The 15419-nt window shown below is 58.4% G+C and carries 9 protein-coding genes and 2 pseudogenes; 6 read left to right on the top strand and 5 right to left on the bottom strand.

The features are described from left to right. Positions 1 to 47 precede the first annotated feature (47 nt). Positions 48 to 737 carry a molybdate ABC transporter permease subunit gene (locus tag GPL20_RS11155; protein WP_167532994.1) on the bottom strand — a complete coding sequence of 230 codons (690 nt, stop codon included), beginning with the start codon at positions 735 to 737 and terminating at the stop codon, positions 48 to 50. 1166 nt (positions 738 to 1903) lie between these two features. On the opposite strand from GPL20_RS11155, the gene dctA reads away from it, so the two are divergent. Continuing rightward, positions 1904 to 3214: a C4-dicarboxylate transporter DctA gene (dctA, locus tag GPL20_RS11150; RefSeq protein ID WP_157329589.1), complete on the top strand. Its 1311-nt coding sequence runs from the start codon at positions 1904 to 1906 to the stop codon at positions 3212 to 3214. 517 nt (positions 3215 to 3731) lie between these two features. Here the strand turns inward: dctA and GPL20_RS11145 are convergent. Beyond that, positions 3732 to 4537, bottom strand: a pseudogene (locus GPL20_RS11145) (IS5 family transposase). A 527-nt stretch (positions 4538 to 5064) separates the two neighbouring features. Here GPL20_RS11145 and GPL20_RS11140 point away from each other — a divergent pair. From GPL20_RS11140 to GPL20_RS11130, 3 genes are read left to right on the top strand one after another with little or no spacing between them, the layout of a single operon-like run. Next, complete coding sequence (locus GPL20_RS11140; protein ID WP_157329588.1) at positions 5065 to 7740, top strand: PAS domain-containing protein; 2676 nt, start codon at positions 5065 to 5067, stop codon at positions 7738 to 7740. Positions 7741 to 7796: 56 nt separating this feature from the next. Further along, positions 7797 to 8420 (top strand): response regulator transcription factor, encoded by a 624-nt coding sequence (locus GPL20_RS11135; protein ID WP_157329587.1) that lies wholly within the window; start codon positions 7797 to 7799, stop codon positions 8418 to 8420. 46 nt (positions 8421 to 8466) lie between these two features. Further along, positions 8467 to 8892, top strand: a complete 426-nt coding sequence (locus GPL20_RS11130) for a response regulator transcription factor (RefSeq protein ID WP_157329586.1) — start codon at positions 8467 to 8469, stop codon at positions 8890 to 8892. A gap of 518 nt (positions 8893 to 9410) precedes the next feature. Here GPL20_RS11130 and GPL20_RS11125 read toward each other — a convergent pair. The 3 genes and pseudogenes from GPL20_RS11125 to glmS form a co-directional block, all read right to left on the bottom strand. Then, positions 9411 to 9746 (bottom strand): hypothetical protein, encoded by a 336-nt coding sequence (locus tag GPL20_RS11125; RefSeq protein WP_157329585.1) that lies wholly within the window; start codon positions 9744 to 9746, stop codon positions 9411 to 9413. A gap of 32 nt (positions 9747 to 9778) precedes the next feature. Next, positions 9779 to 10198 (bottom strand): annotated as a pseudogene (locus GPL20_RS11120) (IS256 family transposase); the annotation flags it as partial. Between the two features lie 101 nt (positions 10199 to 10299). Then, on the bottom strand, positions 10300 to 12126 hold the full coding sequence (gene glmS / locus GPL20_RS11115) for a glutamine--fructose-6-phosphate transaminase (isomerizing) (RefSeq protein WP_157329711.1): 1827 nt from the start codon (positions 12124 to 12126) through the stop codon (positions 10300 to 10302). A gap of 991 nt (positions 12127 to 13117) precedes the next feature. On the opposite strand from glmS, the gene gmd reads away from it, so the two are divergent. Together gmd and GPL20_RS11105 are read left to right on the top strand one after the other, a co-directional pair. After that, a complete protein-coding gene (gene gmd, locus GPL20_RS11110; RefSeq protein ID WP_157329584.1) occupies positions 13118 to 14203 on the top strand; it encodes a GDP-mannose 4,6-dehydratase in 1086 nt (361 codons plus the stop codon). Continuing rightward, complete coding sequence (locus tag GPL20_RS11105; RefSeq protein ID WP_157329583.1) at positions 14184 to 15191, top strand: GDP-L-fucose synthase family protein; 1008 nt, start codon at positions 14184 to 14186, stop codon at positions 15189 to 15191. The genes gmd and GPL20_RS11105 overlap by 20 nt, the downstream gene beginning before the upstream one ends. The last annotated feature ends 228 nt before the right edge of the window (positions 15192 to 15419 follow it).

Here is a 15419-nt window from a genome sequence, read left to right as displayed (position 1 = left end):
TGCAATACTACTGCTCGGTCGTGATCGGATATGTCCAGCCGGCGAACCTAAGACGGTTCGTTGCCTCTCCTGGCACAGTGTCTGTCTATGAGGGCTAAGGTGAAGATTGCCACAAAGGCGAACATCACCATACCGCCGGCAACCACACTCGCCTCGCGCCAGCGCGATGCTTGGACGTAATCTACGACGTAGGCTGACAAAACCTTGGTGCGCCCAGGGATGTTGCCGCCGATCATCATCACGACTCCGAATGTGCCGATCGTATGAGAAAAGCCAACCACGGCGGCTTTAACAAACTCCAATCGCGCCAGCGGCCCCCTGATGGAAATGAGGGCGCACAACGACGAAACGCGCCCCGTAGTTTCCAACTGGCGATCTCCTATCGCAACAAAGGTGTTACGGATCGGCTGCACCACCAACGGCAGCGCCGAGAGGACCGATCCGATCACGATTCCCGCGAAGGTAAAGGCGAGCGTGCGCTCGCCCCACAAAGAGGCGAGAACGCCACCCGGTCCGTTTGGGCCGAGCAACACGAGTAAGCAAAAGCCGAGAGCCGTCGGCGGTAGCACTAGCGGCAGGGCGATCATCGTCGTCACCGCCTCGCTCAAAAGCGTCTTTGAGCGCGCTAGCCACCAAGCTAGGGGCACACCAATCACGAGAAGGATCACGGTCGTTACGCTGGCGAGCTCAATCGTGAGCGCAACGGATTGCGCAATCTCTACCGAAAAGACATCCATGTGCGTCAGCCCAAGAGTGAAAGCAGGTCGTCTTACGGGCCCGGTGATCGCCTGCACGTCCGGCTCGCCCAGGCATGTGGCGCGGATGGCCTTTTAGTCGCGCCGCATTTCATGGCGGCCGCCACATTCACGCGCGTCGTTTCTACGAGCAAGAGCAGCGTCGCAAGTCTCATCGGCAACTCCTGTGACAGGGCCGCTTCCATCCATCTGACGGCGGCACCTCCTCGTTTGAAATCAGCAATTCCTATGCCGCGGCCGAACTGCGGGGCGTGCTATGCGCAATATGGGGGAAATTCGCACAGACTTCGACGTCACTGTGGCGTGGACCTAACGCTATGTCAGATTTCTGGCATCTCTGTTGCCGAGTAGACAGCGACGGCCGCGCAACGGAACGGCAGAATTTGACGCCACCAGAGATGCCTATGTGGTTTGTCGGTGGCTCAAACGCCGCACTCGCCGGGCCGGCAATGGAAAAGATCGCAGGAAGCCTGCCCTTTGGCAGAGCGCGAACGATCTAGCTGAGTAATCATCGTGACGCTGCTTCTGCGACGCGGCAAAAGACGCTGACGGGCCGAAAGCGAAGGCCGCCTCTCGATCAACCTGCCTAATGCGTATCGTTGGCACAGGCCTGGAGAAAAATGCTTCGTGCACGAACGAGCTTTGCCGCCATCGCCAAGGCCATGCATCGATTCAAAATTACGCCGCGCAATCGAGCTCCCATCAGGCTTCCATCGCGTGGATGAGTACAATCCAAACTATCAATTTTACCAATGTCCTCTACTGTTGCATCCATCTCAGCAGTTGGCGCATATCGATCACGCTCGGGCTACCATCCCGAGACGGGACTCCGCTAATGCCAATTAGCGCCTCGCTGCTAATTTTTGTTCCACCTTGCGAACGCGAGCCGAGCACTCAAACAGATGCCGCCCGGAGAAAGACGGTTTGTCCGAGACTGCTTAATCGGGCGCACTTTGGGCAACTGGTGCATATCTTGCTTAACGACAAAGGATAACGCAACTAAACGCCTGCCTTTGGAACGACGCCACCGGCTCTCGGAACCGTCTTCAATCGGACACGGCTAAAAATGATGAGTCTCGTATGACGCTGTCCGTCCTCTCTCAATGACGCGGCGGCTCACATTCGAGTATATTCGGGAAGGAAGCGTCATGACCACCATGGCAACTGCGGCGCCCGCACGCGCGTCGCAAGCTTGGTATAAGATTCTCTACGTGCAGGTGCTGATCGCGATCTTGATTGGCGCCATGGTCGGTAGCCTATGGCCGTCCGTCGCGACCAACGACTGGGTCAAGGCGCTCGGTGACGGGTTTATCAAGCTTATCAAGATGGTGATCGCGCCGATTATCTTCTGCACCGTCACATCTGGTATTGCGCATATTCAGGATGCGAAGAAAGTCGGGCGCGTCGGCGTCAAGGCGCTGGTCTATTTCGAGATCGTCTCCAGCTTTGCCTTGGTGTTGGGCCTTCTTATGGGCAATCTGGTCCAAATCGGTCATGGTCTTGCGGTCAAGCCGGATGCTGCGGCGGTCGCCAATTACGTCAAGCAGGCGGAAGCCTCGAAGACCGTCGATTTCTTTCTCAACATCATTCCCGATACCGTGGTCGGCGCCTTCGCCCGCGGCGATGTTCTGCAGGTTCTCCTGTTCGCGATCCTATTCGGCTTTTCGCTGATGGCGTTGGGAAACCGTGGGGAGCGGCTGCGAGGCATGATTGACGACGTCGCGCTCGCGGTGTTCGGCGTGATCGCTATCATCATGAAAGCGGCTCCGATTGGCGCCTTCGCAGCCATGGCCTTCACTATCGGCAAGTTCGGGCCGGCAGCACTCGGCAATTTGATCGGTCTGATCGCGCTGTTTTACGCGACGGCGGCGTTATTTGTCGTGGTGGTGCTCGGTTTGATCGCGCGCCTCGTCGGCTTTTCAATCTTCAAGTTCATTGTCTATATCAAGGACGAGATTCTGATCGTGCTCGGTACATCGTCCTCTGAAAGCGCGCTGCCACAATTAATGGAGAAGCTGGAACGGCTGGGCTGCTCCAAGCCCGTGGTCGGCCTGGTGGTGCCAACTGGCTACTCTTTCAACCTCGACGGCACCAATATCTATATGACACTTGCGACATTGTTCATTGCCCAGGCGCTCGGGGTCGATCTCACCTTTGGCCAGCAGCTCACGATCCTGCTCGTGGCGATGCTAACGTCGAAGGGAGCAAGCGGCGTCACCGGCGCGGGCTTCATCACGCTCGCTGCGACGTTGTCGGTGGTCAACCCAGCGCTGGTGCCGGGTATGGCAATCGTATTTTCGATCGACAAGTTCATGAGCGAGGTGCGCGCCCTTACTAACATCACCGGCAATGGCATCGCCGCCGTGTTCGTGTCCTGGTGGGAGGACGAGCTCGAGCACGCGACGCTGCAAGCTCGGCTCAACCAGGCCAACGTTTCCACCACTATCGACACACGATGAGATAGTCCCGGATCCTAACCGCCGCCATTCAAAGACGCGTCGAATGCGAGCGCAGCGACATTTCTCGTAGTTCGAACCGAGACAGCTGACTTGACACGAGCCGGAACTTTCACGCGCGATCTCCAGTGCGCCAGCCCTTGCCGCCTCGCCCCCGGCAGCCGTCCTAAGAAGGGCCCGCCGAGCAAAAGAATCGGGCTTTTTTTAACAGTCATTTTCAAGGGCGTCTTCAAGGTCAAGCTTGCGACAATCTGAACGCTTCTGCGACATTTGCCGTACAGGATAATAGGGCTGTGACAGAACGTGTCCAGCCTGAAGAACTAGGTGCTGCTTTGCCTACAATCGCATGTGCGCGGTCACTGCGCTTGCCTCGTCCGGCCAACGAGTGGTAGCGATCTTGCACGCAACACATCATCCCTTGTTACGGTCCGCGCTGCCGCATTAGATCAGATGGTGTGTGATCAGCACGGATTAGATGGCACCTCGCCCCCGCACCGCGGCGTGATGGCCCTAGAGGCTGTTAGGAACCAGCAGCGAGTTTAGCGACGTTTTTGAGCATGATGCATGCGAAAGCGATGAGGTGGAGATCGGCGAGGGTCTGAGCGCATCGCTCGTAGTCTTTGACAAGTCTTCGGAAAGGTGTGGCCCACGCCAAGGATCGTTCGACGACCCATCGCCTTGGGAGCAGCACGAAGCCTCGTTTGGCCTCCGACAGCTTTATGACCTCGAGGGCAATGCCATGTTCTGCAGCCGCCATTGCAGGCTTGTCGCCTGTGTAGCCCTGGTCAACGAAGGCGACCCGCTCTGACCAGTCTCTGCCTGAATCGTCTTGGCGATCCGGCCAATCTCGGTGCGATCGTCGGTGTTGGCGGGCGTGACATGCAGCGCCAGAAGATGGCCGAGCGTATCGACGGCCAGATGCAGCTTCGAACCTTTTTTGCGCTTGGCTCCGTCGTAGGCGCCGCGGGCGCCACTCTCGGGCGTCGAGCGTAGAGTTCGACTGTCGATGATGGCGGCGGTCGGCTGCGCGGGTCGGCCAGCCGCAAGGCGCAGGATGACGCGCAGATCCTCGGCCAGGGCCTCAAAACAACCCGCGCGCAACCACCGCTGCGCCTGTTGATAGACGATCTCCCACGGCGGCAAATCGTTCGGCATCCAGCGCCAGGGCGCGCCGGTCTTCACGATATAGCGCAGGCCGTTGAACACCTCGCGAAGCGCATGCGTCCGCTGCGGGGCGTCCTCCGGCAAAAGTGTCAGATACGGCGCAACAAGCGCCCATTCGTCATCGGAAACGTCAGAAGGATAAGGCTCGCGGGGAATCGACATCCCGCAAACCTCAACATCTATGGTTAATCAGTCCCTAACAGCCTCTAGGACATACAAAGCTTCGCGTAACTTCATATCTCGGCACATCACCATTGCGCTTTCTTTCCGCATGACCGATCGCACCGGCGAGATGAGTGGTCCGGCAGCTCGTCTTTGTTCTTTCCGGTTCGGCGAGGGGCGCCCGATTGCTTCGGCTCAATGTCTCGACTGAACTGCAGCCGCTGTCCTCGTGCGGCGGGGTAAGGGAGCTATCCTCCGCTGCAGCCTGGAGCGCTTGCCCGGAGTTATCGGCAGCGGAGGAAAGCAGACATCTGAGCATCGATTGCAGGCGTGTCAGAGCGCCATATTGAAAGGTTTAGGACAACTATACGTACGTCTGTGATGCAATTTTTCTCGGCGCGTGCTCAACTCACCATCAAGCAATCGAGCGGAACCGCTCACCAGCGGGTGCTGGTGCCGAGTATTGCCCTATTTTTGCCTAAAATGTTATAGGTCTCCCGCCGGAGAACAAGCCGGACGGCATCAAAATGCGTAGCCCGATCAGCAGTTTAGAACGTTCAGCCCCTCAGTTTACCATCGGCAGCATAGCGCTGGCCGTGGTAACACTGGCTTGTTTGTACCTTCATGCGCATTTCGCCGCGACGGCGTTCGCCTATTTGTTAGTGGTATTGCTGTTTTCGTTGATGGGCAGCTTCATCGCGTCGTCCGCGCTTTGCATCGTAGCCATCGCTGCTCTCGCTTACTACTTTGCGCCGCCGGCGTTCAGCCTGCGAATCGATGACCCCCAAGATCTGCCGGTGGTTGTTGCATTCTTTATCGCCTCGATTGTGGGAGCGCACCTGATCGGAAAGCTCCGCCAGGAAAGAGAGGCTGCGCGTGTGGTTGCGGCCAAGCTTCAGCGGAGTGCGGCCGATTTGGAGGATCGCGAAAAACGCTGGCGCGCCATCTTCGAGCACAATCCGGCCATGTACTTCATGGTCGATGAAGCCGGCATTGTCCTCAACGTCAATACGCTCGGCGCGACACAACTAGGCTATCCTCGTACTGAACTGATCGGTCGATCCGTGCTGGACGTATTTCTCGAGGAGGATCGCGCGTTCGTTCGTGAATGCGTTCGGACGTGCCTTGAGGATGTCGGACAAACGCGCACGTGGGACGTCCAGAAAGTCAGGAAGGACGGCTCGGTGTTGTGGGTGCGTGAAAACGCCAAAGCCATGCTCTGGGGCGATGAGCAGCCCATTGTCCTTATCGCCTGCGAAGATATCACGGAGCGAAGGCGGACCGAACTTGCCCTGCTGCGGAGCGAAGCACATTTGGCCCAGGCGCAGGAGTTGAGTCACACAGGCAGCTTCAGCTGGAACTCCGCTACGGGCGAAGCCTTCTGGTCAAGGGAAACATTTCGGATTTTCCAATTAGATCCAGAGACAGTGCCGCCGGGGCCGCAGCTCGTCGTTGAGCGCACTCATCCAGATGATAGGGCTTCGGTTAAGGAAATTATCGATCGCGCGATGCGAGACCCGAGCGATTTCGAGCACGAATACCGGCTTCTGCTACCGGACGGCTCGGTAAAGCACATCCATGCGCAGGCACGAGCGACGAGGACAGCCTCTGGTGAGGTCGAGTTTGTTGGGGCAGCTACGGATGTTACGGCGGCGAGGCGAGCAGAACAACAGCTGCGCCGCAGCGAGGCCTATCTGGCCGAAGCCCAGCATCTCACTCACACAGGCAGCTGGTCCTGGGACGTCCACGCTCTAGATTTCATTTATCGCTCCGCTGAGGTCGATCGCCTGTTTGGATTTAACCCACAAGAGCCGGTTTCGATAGACACTATTCGATCGCGCATCCATCCGGAAGACTTGCCACTGTTACAACAGGTGCAACGCCAGGCGATTGAACACGACGAGGAACGGTTCGAATATGACTTTCGTATCCTTCTACCAGATGGCGGGATAAGACGCATACACTCCGTTGCGCACGTGGCGGTCGGCAGCGATGGTAACGTCAGCGAGTTGATCGGAACACATATGGATGTGACCGAGCAACACGCAGCTAGGGATCGACTGGAAAACACACTTGGCGCGCTGCGCGAAAGCGAACAGCGCTTCCGCGACTACGCCGAAACAGCTTCCGACTGGCTCTGGGAGACCGGGCCGGATCATCAGGTCACTCACTTATCCGAGCACACCAGTGCTGCGGGAATTTTGGCGACAGGATTGATGGGGCTGCTTCGCTGGGACATTGCGTGCGACGTCGAAGAGGAACCTGAGAAGTGGCGGCAGCATCGGGCGACGTTGGAGGCCCATCTTCCGTTTCGGGATCTCGTCTACCGCACCGTGAGTCGGACAGGTTCTCCGATCTACGTCCGCACGAGCGGCAAGCCTTTTTTCGATGGAAAGGGCAATTTTCTCGGCTACCGTGGCGTCAGCACTGACATCACCGCTACCATTCGCGCCGATCAAGCCGAACAAGAACTACGAAAGGCACAGGCGGAGCTTGCGCATGTGACGCGTGTAACGACGTTAGGAGAGCTGACAACTTCGATCGCCCACGAAATAAACCAGCCACTCGCCGCTATTATCAGCAACGCCGATGCGTGCCTCGGTTGGATGGGGCGGGAAGCTCCAAATCTTCCCGCCGCGCGCTCTTCGGTGGAGTGGATCATCGAAGACGCAATCCGGGCAAGCGAGGTAATCCGTCGTGTTCGCGCGCTCGCGAAGAAAGGCGAGATTGAGATGGTGCCGCTCGATATCAATGAGGTTGTTAAGGACGTCATTGCGTTGGTAACACGAGAGCTGGTGAGTCACCGAGTGACGTTACGAACCGAGTTGACGGCAGGGCTGCCTATGATCCTCGGCGATCGGATTCAGCTACAACAGGTGATCATCAATCTGGTGATGAACGGAATTGAGGCCATGGACGCAGTTACAGACCGGACGCGCGAACTGCTGATTCAATCGTCGAAGGACGATGTGGGGCACGTCCAGCTTGCCGTGACCGATTGCGGCGTCGGCATCGCCGAGAACGACGCGGACCGCGTCTTGGATCCCTTCTTCACCACCAAATCGAATGGCCTTGGAATGGGTCTTTCGATCTGCCGGTCGATCATGGAAGCTCATGGAGGACGACTGTCAATGGTCCACAAAAATGCACCGGGCGCGACGTTCCAGTTTGCCCTGCCGCTGCATAAGGAGGCCGTCTCTTGATAGCACCATTTGACTCGCCAAGTGAATGCAGCAACGCCAAGACCTCGACAAAAGCCATGGTCTTCGTCGTCGAGGATGACATCTCCATGCGTCGCTCGCTTACGAACCTTTTTCAATCGGTAGGGTTGGACGTCATTGCATTTGGATCGGCTCGCGAAATGCTGCAGAGCACAATCCCGGACGTTATCAGCTGCCTAGTTCTTGATGTCCGGCTGCCGGGCTTGAGCGGCCTTGACTACCAGACCGAGCTAGCGAGGTTGAACATACATATTCCGATCATTTTCATTACCGGCCATGGCGACATTCCCATGACGGTCAGAGCCATGAAGGAAGGAGCGGTCGATTTTCTCAGCAAACCATTTCGCGATCAGGAACTGCTTGATGCCGTGGTTGCGGCGACCGAACGCGATCGCAAAAGACGGGAGGCTCAGCAGATCGTCGCGAACCTGCAGTCTCTATTTGAGACCTTAAGCCCGCGCGAGCAGGGGGTGATGAAACTGGTCGCTGCCGGCCTGATGAACAAACAGGTAGCCGCCGAGCTTGGGCTCGCCGAGATCACGGTCAAGATCTACCGGGGACACGTCATGAAAAAGATGCGTGCACGGTCGCTAGCCGACTTGATCAGAATGACTGAGACGCTGGGAATTCGCGCCAATCGTCCTGAACAAACCCAAGTATGATTTTACAATTTCATCAGTCGAGCCCACTTTTCGCTGAAGGTGGCTAATGCTTGCAGCCGCTATTCTTCCTTCAGGAGGGCTCGTCTTGCCCACGCCTTTAATTCTCGTCGTTGACGACGACGCCTCAGTCCGTGCGGCGACAGATAATCTTTTGAAATCGCGTGGCTACATCGCCCAAATATTTGCGTCGGCCGAGGAACTCCTGAGGTCCCCGCAGTTGGACGAGACATCCTGTGTCATTACCGATGTGCAGATGTCAGCTATGAGCGGCCTGGAGCTGTTGGCAGAGATGCGGACACGTGGTTACGGCGCACCATTCATTTTCATTACCGCTTTCCCCGACGACCGCGTGCGCGCGTCAGCGCTGCGCGCCGGAGCTATTGGCTTCCTCGCCAAACCCTTTGCCGGACAAGCCTTAATCGAGTGCCTCGAGACCGCACTGAACGCGTACGACGGCCGAGGCGGCATCTGATGCAATCAACCTGCGGCTTGAATTGATGTAGGGCTGTCGATCCTGCTATACGAACGGGTCGGTCGTCGCCGGATCATATAACGGCTAGTAGTACTCTCCTGCCGCGACAGGCGGGGCCCCGCATCCTTCCGGTGCGGCGCCGCCCTGCACTCGATTTTAGGTCCTCGAACTTGCGCGGGAATGTCCAGTTTCTAACAATCCGTTTGGTGACAGGTAGCAGCTGGGAGGGCCGAAGTGGCGCGTATGGTCCAACCGGATTGCGTGAGCCGCTGCTACCCGCCGAAGCGGCAAACTGGACTGCTAAATCCTAAGCAATCGTCGCTAGGGGCGAAGTGCATGCTCAACGTGCCCAACATGGGGCGGACGCTGGCAATCGGGAAAAGTCCGTTGTCGCGCGTATACGCTGCCAGTGAATAAGCCGCGACAGAGCGGCCCGAAGCTGTTGTGTGCACGGACTTGCTCGTCGGCTTCGGCAAGATGGGAGGATGAGTTAGAGAGTCACTTTTGTGCACCGAGCTTCAGGCTGATTTGGCCTCTGCAAAGCAGATAGCAGGTTGGGTGACCGAGAGCCGACTTGGATCTCCCAATTGTACGTAATTCCCACTTTTTATCGACCGTTCCGCTCGAACGACAGGAAGGTAACGCTCACCCCCGTTGACGTTGGTCGGTTGACGATGATGATGCAAGCAGGACTCACTCTGCTCATCGAGCTGGATCGGTCTATGATTGACCTGTTGATACTGGGGTCCGTTCTCCTTGAGCTCGCCCACTCCATTAGTGGCCTCAAGCTCCAATAGATTACTGCCGCGCCAGCGTTTGACGTTGCGCGTGACGCGGCGAATGGTGCCCATCATGTTCTCGGCGATGTTGGTACACGCGAGCGATCGGGCGGTGCCGGCACGTCACCCTCGGGCAGCCGGACAGCGCGGCCGAACCGGCGCGTCGACACATTGATCAGCATCAGGTTCATCGCCCAGCGACCGAGCCAGTCCTCCTGCGCCGCCGTTTCCTAACTCGGGATCTTGACCTCGCGGCGGTCCACGCCCCGGACCCGCGGGCGCTCGACCTCGATCTTGCCGCCGTGGAAACCGATCCGTCCCCGCGTTCGGCCCCAACGGTGCGCCCGCCGCGCCGCATCGCGACCGTGGCGCGGCCCGCAGGCCGCCGTGACATCCGCCTCCATCATCGTGCCGAGCGCCTCGATCCCTGCCGCAAGGCAGAACCGATCGAAGCTCGCCCGCACTTCTGCATACGCTTCGTCCACAGCCCCAGTCGCCGGCGAACCAGCCGGTGTGATATCTCGCATGGCGTTGCTCTCCTTTGTGGAATCAGCACCCCGAGCCTACCGGCTCAAGGTGGGCAACGCCGACCTCTTCAGAAATTCAACAGAACCCGGGACATCCCCCCTCATTCCACAGTCACCGATTTTGCTAGATTACGCGGCTGATCCACGTCCGCGCCCCTTACGAGCGCGGTATGGTAAGCCAAGAGCTGAACCGGAATGGCATAGACCATCGGCGTAAAGCTTGCGACCATCTCTGGCAGCACAATGGTCATGAGTGTGTCCACCGTCGCTTCCAAAGCCCCCTTCGAATCGGTGATCAGGATGATCTTGCCGCCCCGAGCCGCCACTTCTTGCATATTCGAGACGGTCTTCCCGAAGACCTCGTCATAAGGCGCGATCACGACCACAGGCACTGCCTCATCTATCAGTGCGATCGGTCCGTGCTTGAGCTCACCGGCGGCATAACCTTCTGAGTGGATATAGGCAATTTCCTTCAGCTTGAGTGCGCCCTCCAGCGCCAGGGGGGCCGATGTGCCACGACCGATATAGAGCACGTCCCTTGTGTCGGCGATATAACGCGCGAGCTTCTCGATCTGCGGTTCAATCAACAGTGCCGCAGCAATCAACCGCGGCACTTCGATAAGCTCACGCACAAGCTTCGTTTCATCGATCTCAGACAGTTTATCACGCTCTTTGCCTGCTGCGACGGCAAGCGCGGCCAATACCATCAGCTGGCAGATGAATGCCTTGGTGGAGGCGACGCCGATTTCTGGCCCCGCCAGCGTCGGCAGAATCGATTCGCTCTCCCGCGCAATCGTCGATGTCGGGACATTGACCACAGATATCGTGTGCACGCCCTGGTCCTTGGCGTATCGCAATGCAGCTAGCGTGTCAGCGGTTTCACCCGACTGGGAGATGACGATCGCGAGATCGCCCCGGCGCAAAGGCGCCTCCCTGTAGCGGAACTCGGAGGCTACATCGATCTCGACAGGCAAGCGCGCCAGCCGCTCGAACCAGTATTTGGCGATGTGACCGGCATAGCTGGCAGTGCCGCATGCGGTAATTGAGATGCGCTGAATGGATTTGAAGTCGAACGGCAATGTGAGCGGCAGGGCGACGCGCTTAGCCGCCATGTCGAGATAATGCGCCAATGTTTTGCCGGCCACTGTCGGCTGTTCGTGGATTTCCTTGGCCATGAAGTGGCGATAATTCGCTTTGTCCACAAGGAGTGACGATACGCCAGACTTTGAAGTCTCCCGCTCGACGACAGATCCGTCTGCGCTATAAATCACGCACATCGTGCGCGTAAGCACGGCCCAGTCGCCGTCTTCAAGATAGGTGATGGTGTCGGTCAAAGGCGCGAGCGCGAGCGCGTCCGATCCTAGATATACTTCGCCGTTACCATGTCCGATCGCAAGGGGCGACCCCTTACGCGCACCGATCAAAAGATCATCGTGGGCCTTAAAAAGGAATGCCAGGGCGAAGGCACCGCGCAGCCGCGGCAGCGAGGCTTGTACCGCATCCTGCGGCGAGTAACCCTTCTTGAGATAAGATTCGACGAGATGCGCCACCACCTCCGTGTCTGTCTCTGAGCTAAAATGGGCACCATTCCGCTCCAGTTCGGCTCGCAGCTCGCGGAAATTCTCAATGATCCCGTTATGAACGACCGCGACATTTTCCGTCGCATGCGGGTGAGCATTGGCCTCGGTCGGCTTTCCATGAGTCGCCCAGCGGGTATGACCGATGCCGGTATGACCCGACGGCGGATAATACCGCAGCTGCTCCTCAAGGTTTCTCAGCTTACCTTCAGCGCGGCGGCGCTCGATACGGAGACCTTCGAGAGTCGCGAGGCCTGCGGAGTCGTAGCCACGATATTCCAATCTCTTGAGCGACGCGACCAACTGCCCAACGACCGGACCACGCCCCAAAATGCCAACAATTCCACACATATCGATCAATGCAGCCCAAGTTTAAGCATCCGACGTCCCCCTACAGGAACCCGGACATGAAATTCGCTTGCCGGATGGTAACAGGTGTCAAGTTCGCGCTCCCTGTATCGCCGCCGCATTCACAAGCGTGAGTTGGATCTCTTTCAGCCATCATCGCTTCGTCCGCCGATCGAGTACAAACGGCGCAGCAGCTCTAGCTTGAATTGTCCCGTCTTACTGGAGACATTTTTCCGGCGCGGGTTTAACAGACTTATCATACTCGAACCGAGGCAACTTACGCTCGGTCAAGGTTAAAGGATTGCCGTCGAAGCTCCATTGTACGAAAGTAAGCTCTCGATATCGAAACGTTCGACCATCTATACCAACGTTTGCTATTCTTTCTCACCTTGCCTTGCGTCGACCGTCCCCTGCCTGCCGCGGTTGGATATTGGCAACGGCGCCGATCATGGTTGATGAGTCGACCTAGAAGACTGCGTGTTCTGTTCGGAAGCTAACAGCGCTTTGTAGACCGCGGCTCTATGAGCAGCCTTGGCTGTGTGCTGACTTGCATGCCGTCATTCCGACAAATGCATTGACGAATGTGACCTCAGCTTGTCGCTTTCCCACGCCATGAGGAGACCACGCAAATGCACACGTGCGCCTGAGGATAGATAAGGAGCACAGACCGTCGCTTCTCTCTCATTGGAAATATCGCCGAGAGGTAAGCGCGTCCCGGGCGCGCGTAAGGGCGTTTTGCCATTCATCTCGCCTTAGGATCCGCCCGGCTAGGGTTACTGGGCTGCATTTTTGACGCTCAATGTGTTGGCATCCTTCAGTCCAAATATAAATCAATGTATATAGTGTGCATTCCTGCATGATGTGTATGACTGGAGCTAACGTTCGCGTTCCTTTAGTTGCGGGTGGAGCGCGCGAGCACATCTAGATTTTTCGAGAAACGGCTTCGCAATGGCGTTTCACAGCGAGGCTCTTTGCGGCGCAACCAAGAGAGACCATGCCGGCTCAGGACTCAAAGCGGCGCATTGCGCTAATTACGGGCGTCACCGGGCAGGACGGCGCATATCTCGCTGAGTATTTGCTCGGTCTCGGCTACACCGTGCATGGGATCAAGCGCCGATCGTCCTCGTTCAACACCGCGCGGGTCGATCATCTTTACCAGGATCCGCATGCCGGCAACGTGCGGTTCCTGATGCACTACGGCGACATGACGGATTCGACCAATTTGATCCGCCTCATGCAGCAGATCCGCCCCACCGAGATCTACAATCTCGCAGCTCAAAGCCACGTCGCCGTCAGCTTCGAGAGCCCCGAATACACCGCCAATGCCGACGCGATCGGCGTGCTACGCCTCCTGGAAGCGATCCGCATCCTGGGCATGGAGAAGGAGACGCTGTTCTACCAGGCCTCGACCTCCGAGCTCTACGGCCTCGTGCAGGAGATCCCGCAGAAGGAGACGACGCCGTTCTATCCACGCTCGCCTTACGGCGTGGCCAAGCTCTACGGTTATTGGATCACAGTGAACTACCGCGAAGCCTATGGCATGTTCGCGGCCAACGGCATCCTGTTCAATCACGAGAGTCCGATTCGCGGCGAGACCTTCGTGACCCGCAAGATCACCCGTGGTGTCGCCCGCATCGAGGTCGGTCTCGAACAGACGCTCTATCTCGGCAATCTCGACGCCAAGCGCGACTGGGGCCACGCGAAAGACTACGTCGAGGGCATGCATATGATCCTTCAGGCCGACAAACCGGACGATTTCGTGCTCGCCACCGGCGAGACCCGATCGGTGCGCGAGATGGTCGAGCTTGCCTTCGCGGAGGTCGGCCACCGAGTCGAATGGCGCGGCACGGGCGTCGATGAGACCGGCGTCGACGCCAAGAGCGGCAAGACCGTGGTGAAGATCGATCCGACCTATTTCCGGCCGACCGAGGTCGATCTCCTGGTCGGCGATGCCAGCAAGGCGCGCGAGAAGCTCGGCTGGAAGCCGAAGCGGACCTTTGCCCAGCTCGTCGTAGAGATGATGGCGAGCGACCTCGCCGAGGCGAAACGGGACGCGGTCCATGGCAAGCGCAGCATTTGACCTGACCGGCAAGAGCGTCTATGTCGCCGGCCATCGTGGCATGGTTGGCAGCGCGCTGGTGCGCCGGCTGGCGCGCGAGGACGTCAAGCTCGTCACGGCAGACCGGCGTGAGGTCGACCTCTGCAACCAGGTCGCCGTGTTCGACTGGTTCGCGGGGGTTCGGCCGCAGGTCGTATTCCTCGCCGCCGCGAAGGTGGGCGGCATCGTAGCGAACGACACGCTGCGCGCCGAGTTCATCTACGACAACATCGCGATCGCGGCGAACGTGATCCAGGCAGCGCAGCAAAGCGGCGCCGAGAAGCTGATGTTCCTCGGCTCGTCCTGTATCTATCCGAAGCTCGCGCCGCAGCCCCTGCGCGAGGACTCGGTCCTGACAGGCCCGCTGGAGCCGACCAACGAGCCCTATGCGATCGCCAAGATCGCCGGCATCAAGATGGCGGAGGCCTATCGCAGGCAGTATGGCAGCGACTTCATCAGCGTGATGCCGACCAATCTCTACGGTCCCGGTGACAATTATCATCCCGAGTACAGCCACGTAGTTGCCGCCCTGGTCCGCCGCTTCCACGAGGCGAAGCTCGCGGGCTCGAAGAGCGTGGTTGTCTGGGGTACCGGCACGCCGCGCCGCGAATTTCTCTACGTTGACGATCTCGCCGACGCCTGCATCCATCTGATGAAGACCTATTCCTCGCCGGAACTGATCAATATCGGTACCGGCGAGGACATCAGCATCGCCGAGTTAGCACTCATGGTCGCGGCCGCCATCGGTTTTCGCGGTGAGATCAGATTCGACACGTCGCGCCCTGACGGCACGCCGCGCAAGCTGCTCGACGTCGGGCGGCTGTCCGGGCTCGGCTGGCGCGCCACGACCTCGCTTGAGGACGGCATTCAGCTCGCATACCGGGAGTATCGCACCGACAGCGATGGACGGCACCAGAGTGATCTGCCTGGCCGGAATAACGGGCCAATCCTAGCTATCAATCGGCGGTGAATGTCCAGCCTAGCGGACTTGCCGCTCACGTAACGACCAACTTTGCTTCGCAGTTGACAAGCGTTATTGTCAATGACCGGGCTCGGTCGGACGCCAAGAACCCAAGTGACGCGGTGTATCCTACCTACGACGCAGCCAGCCACTTGCAGGAAACGGAGAATGGCCATGATCGAGCCTGCTGCCACGAAGTGAGAGCTCATCGTCTCTAAGCCGCTAAGCGGCGACCGC

Source organism: Bradyrhizobium cajani (assembly GCF_009759665.1).
Taxonomy (GTDB): Bacteria; Pseudomonadota; Alphaproteobacteria; order Rhizobiales; family Xanthobacteraceae; genus Bradyrhizobium; species Bradyrhizobium cajani.
Note: the sequence above shows the minus strand (reverse complement) of the source record. Positions and strands in the feature narration are given on the sequence as shown.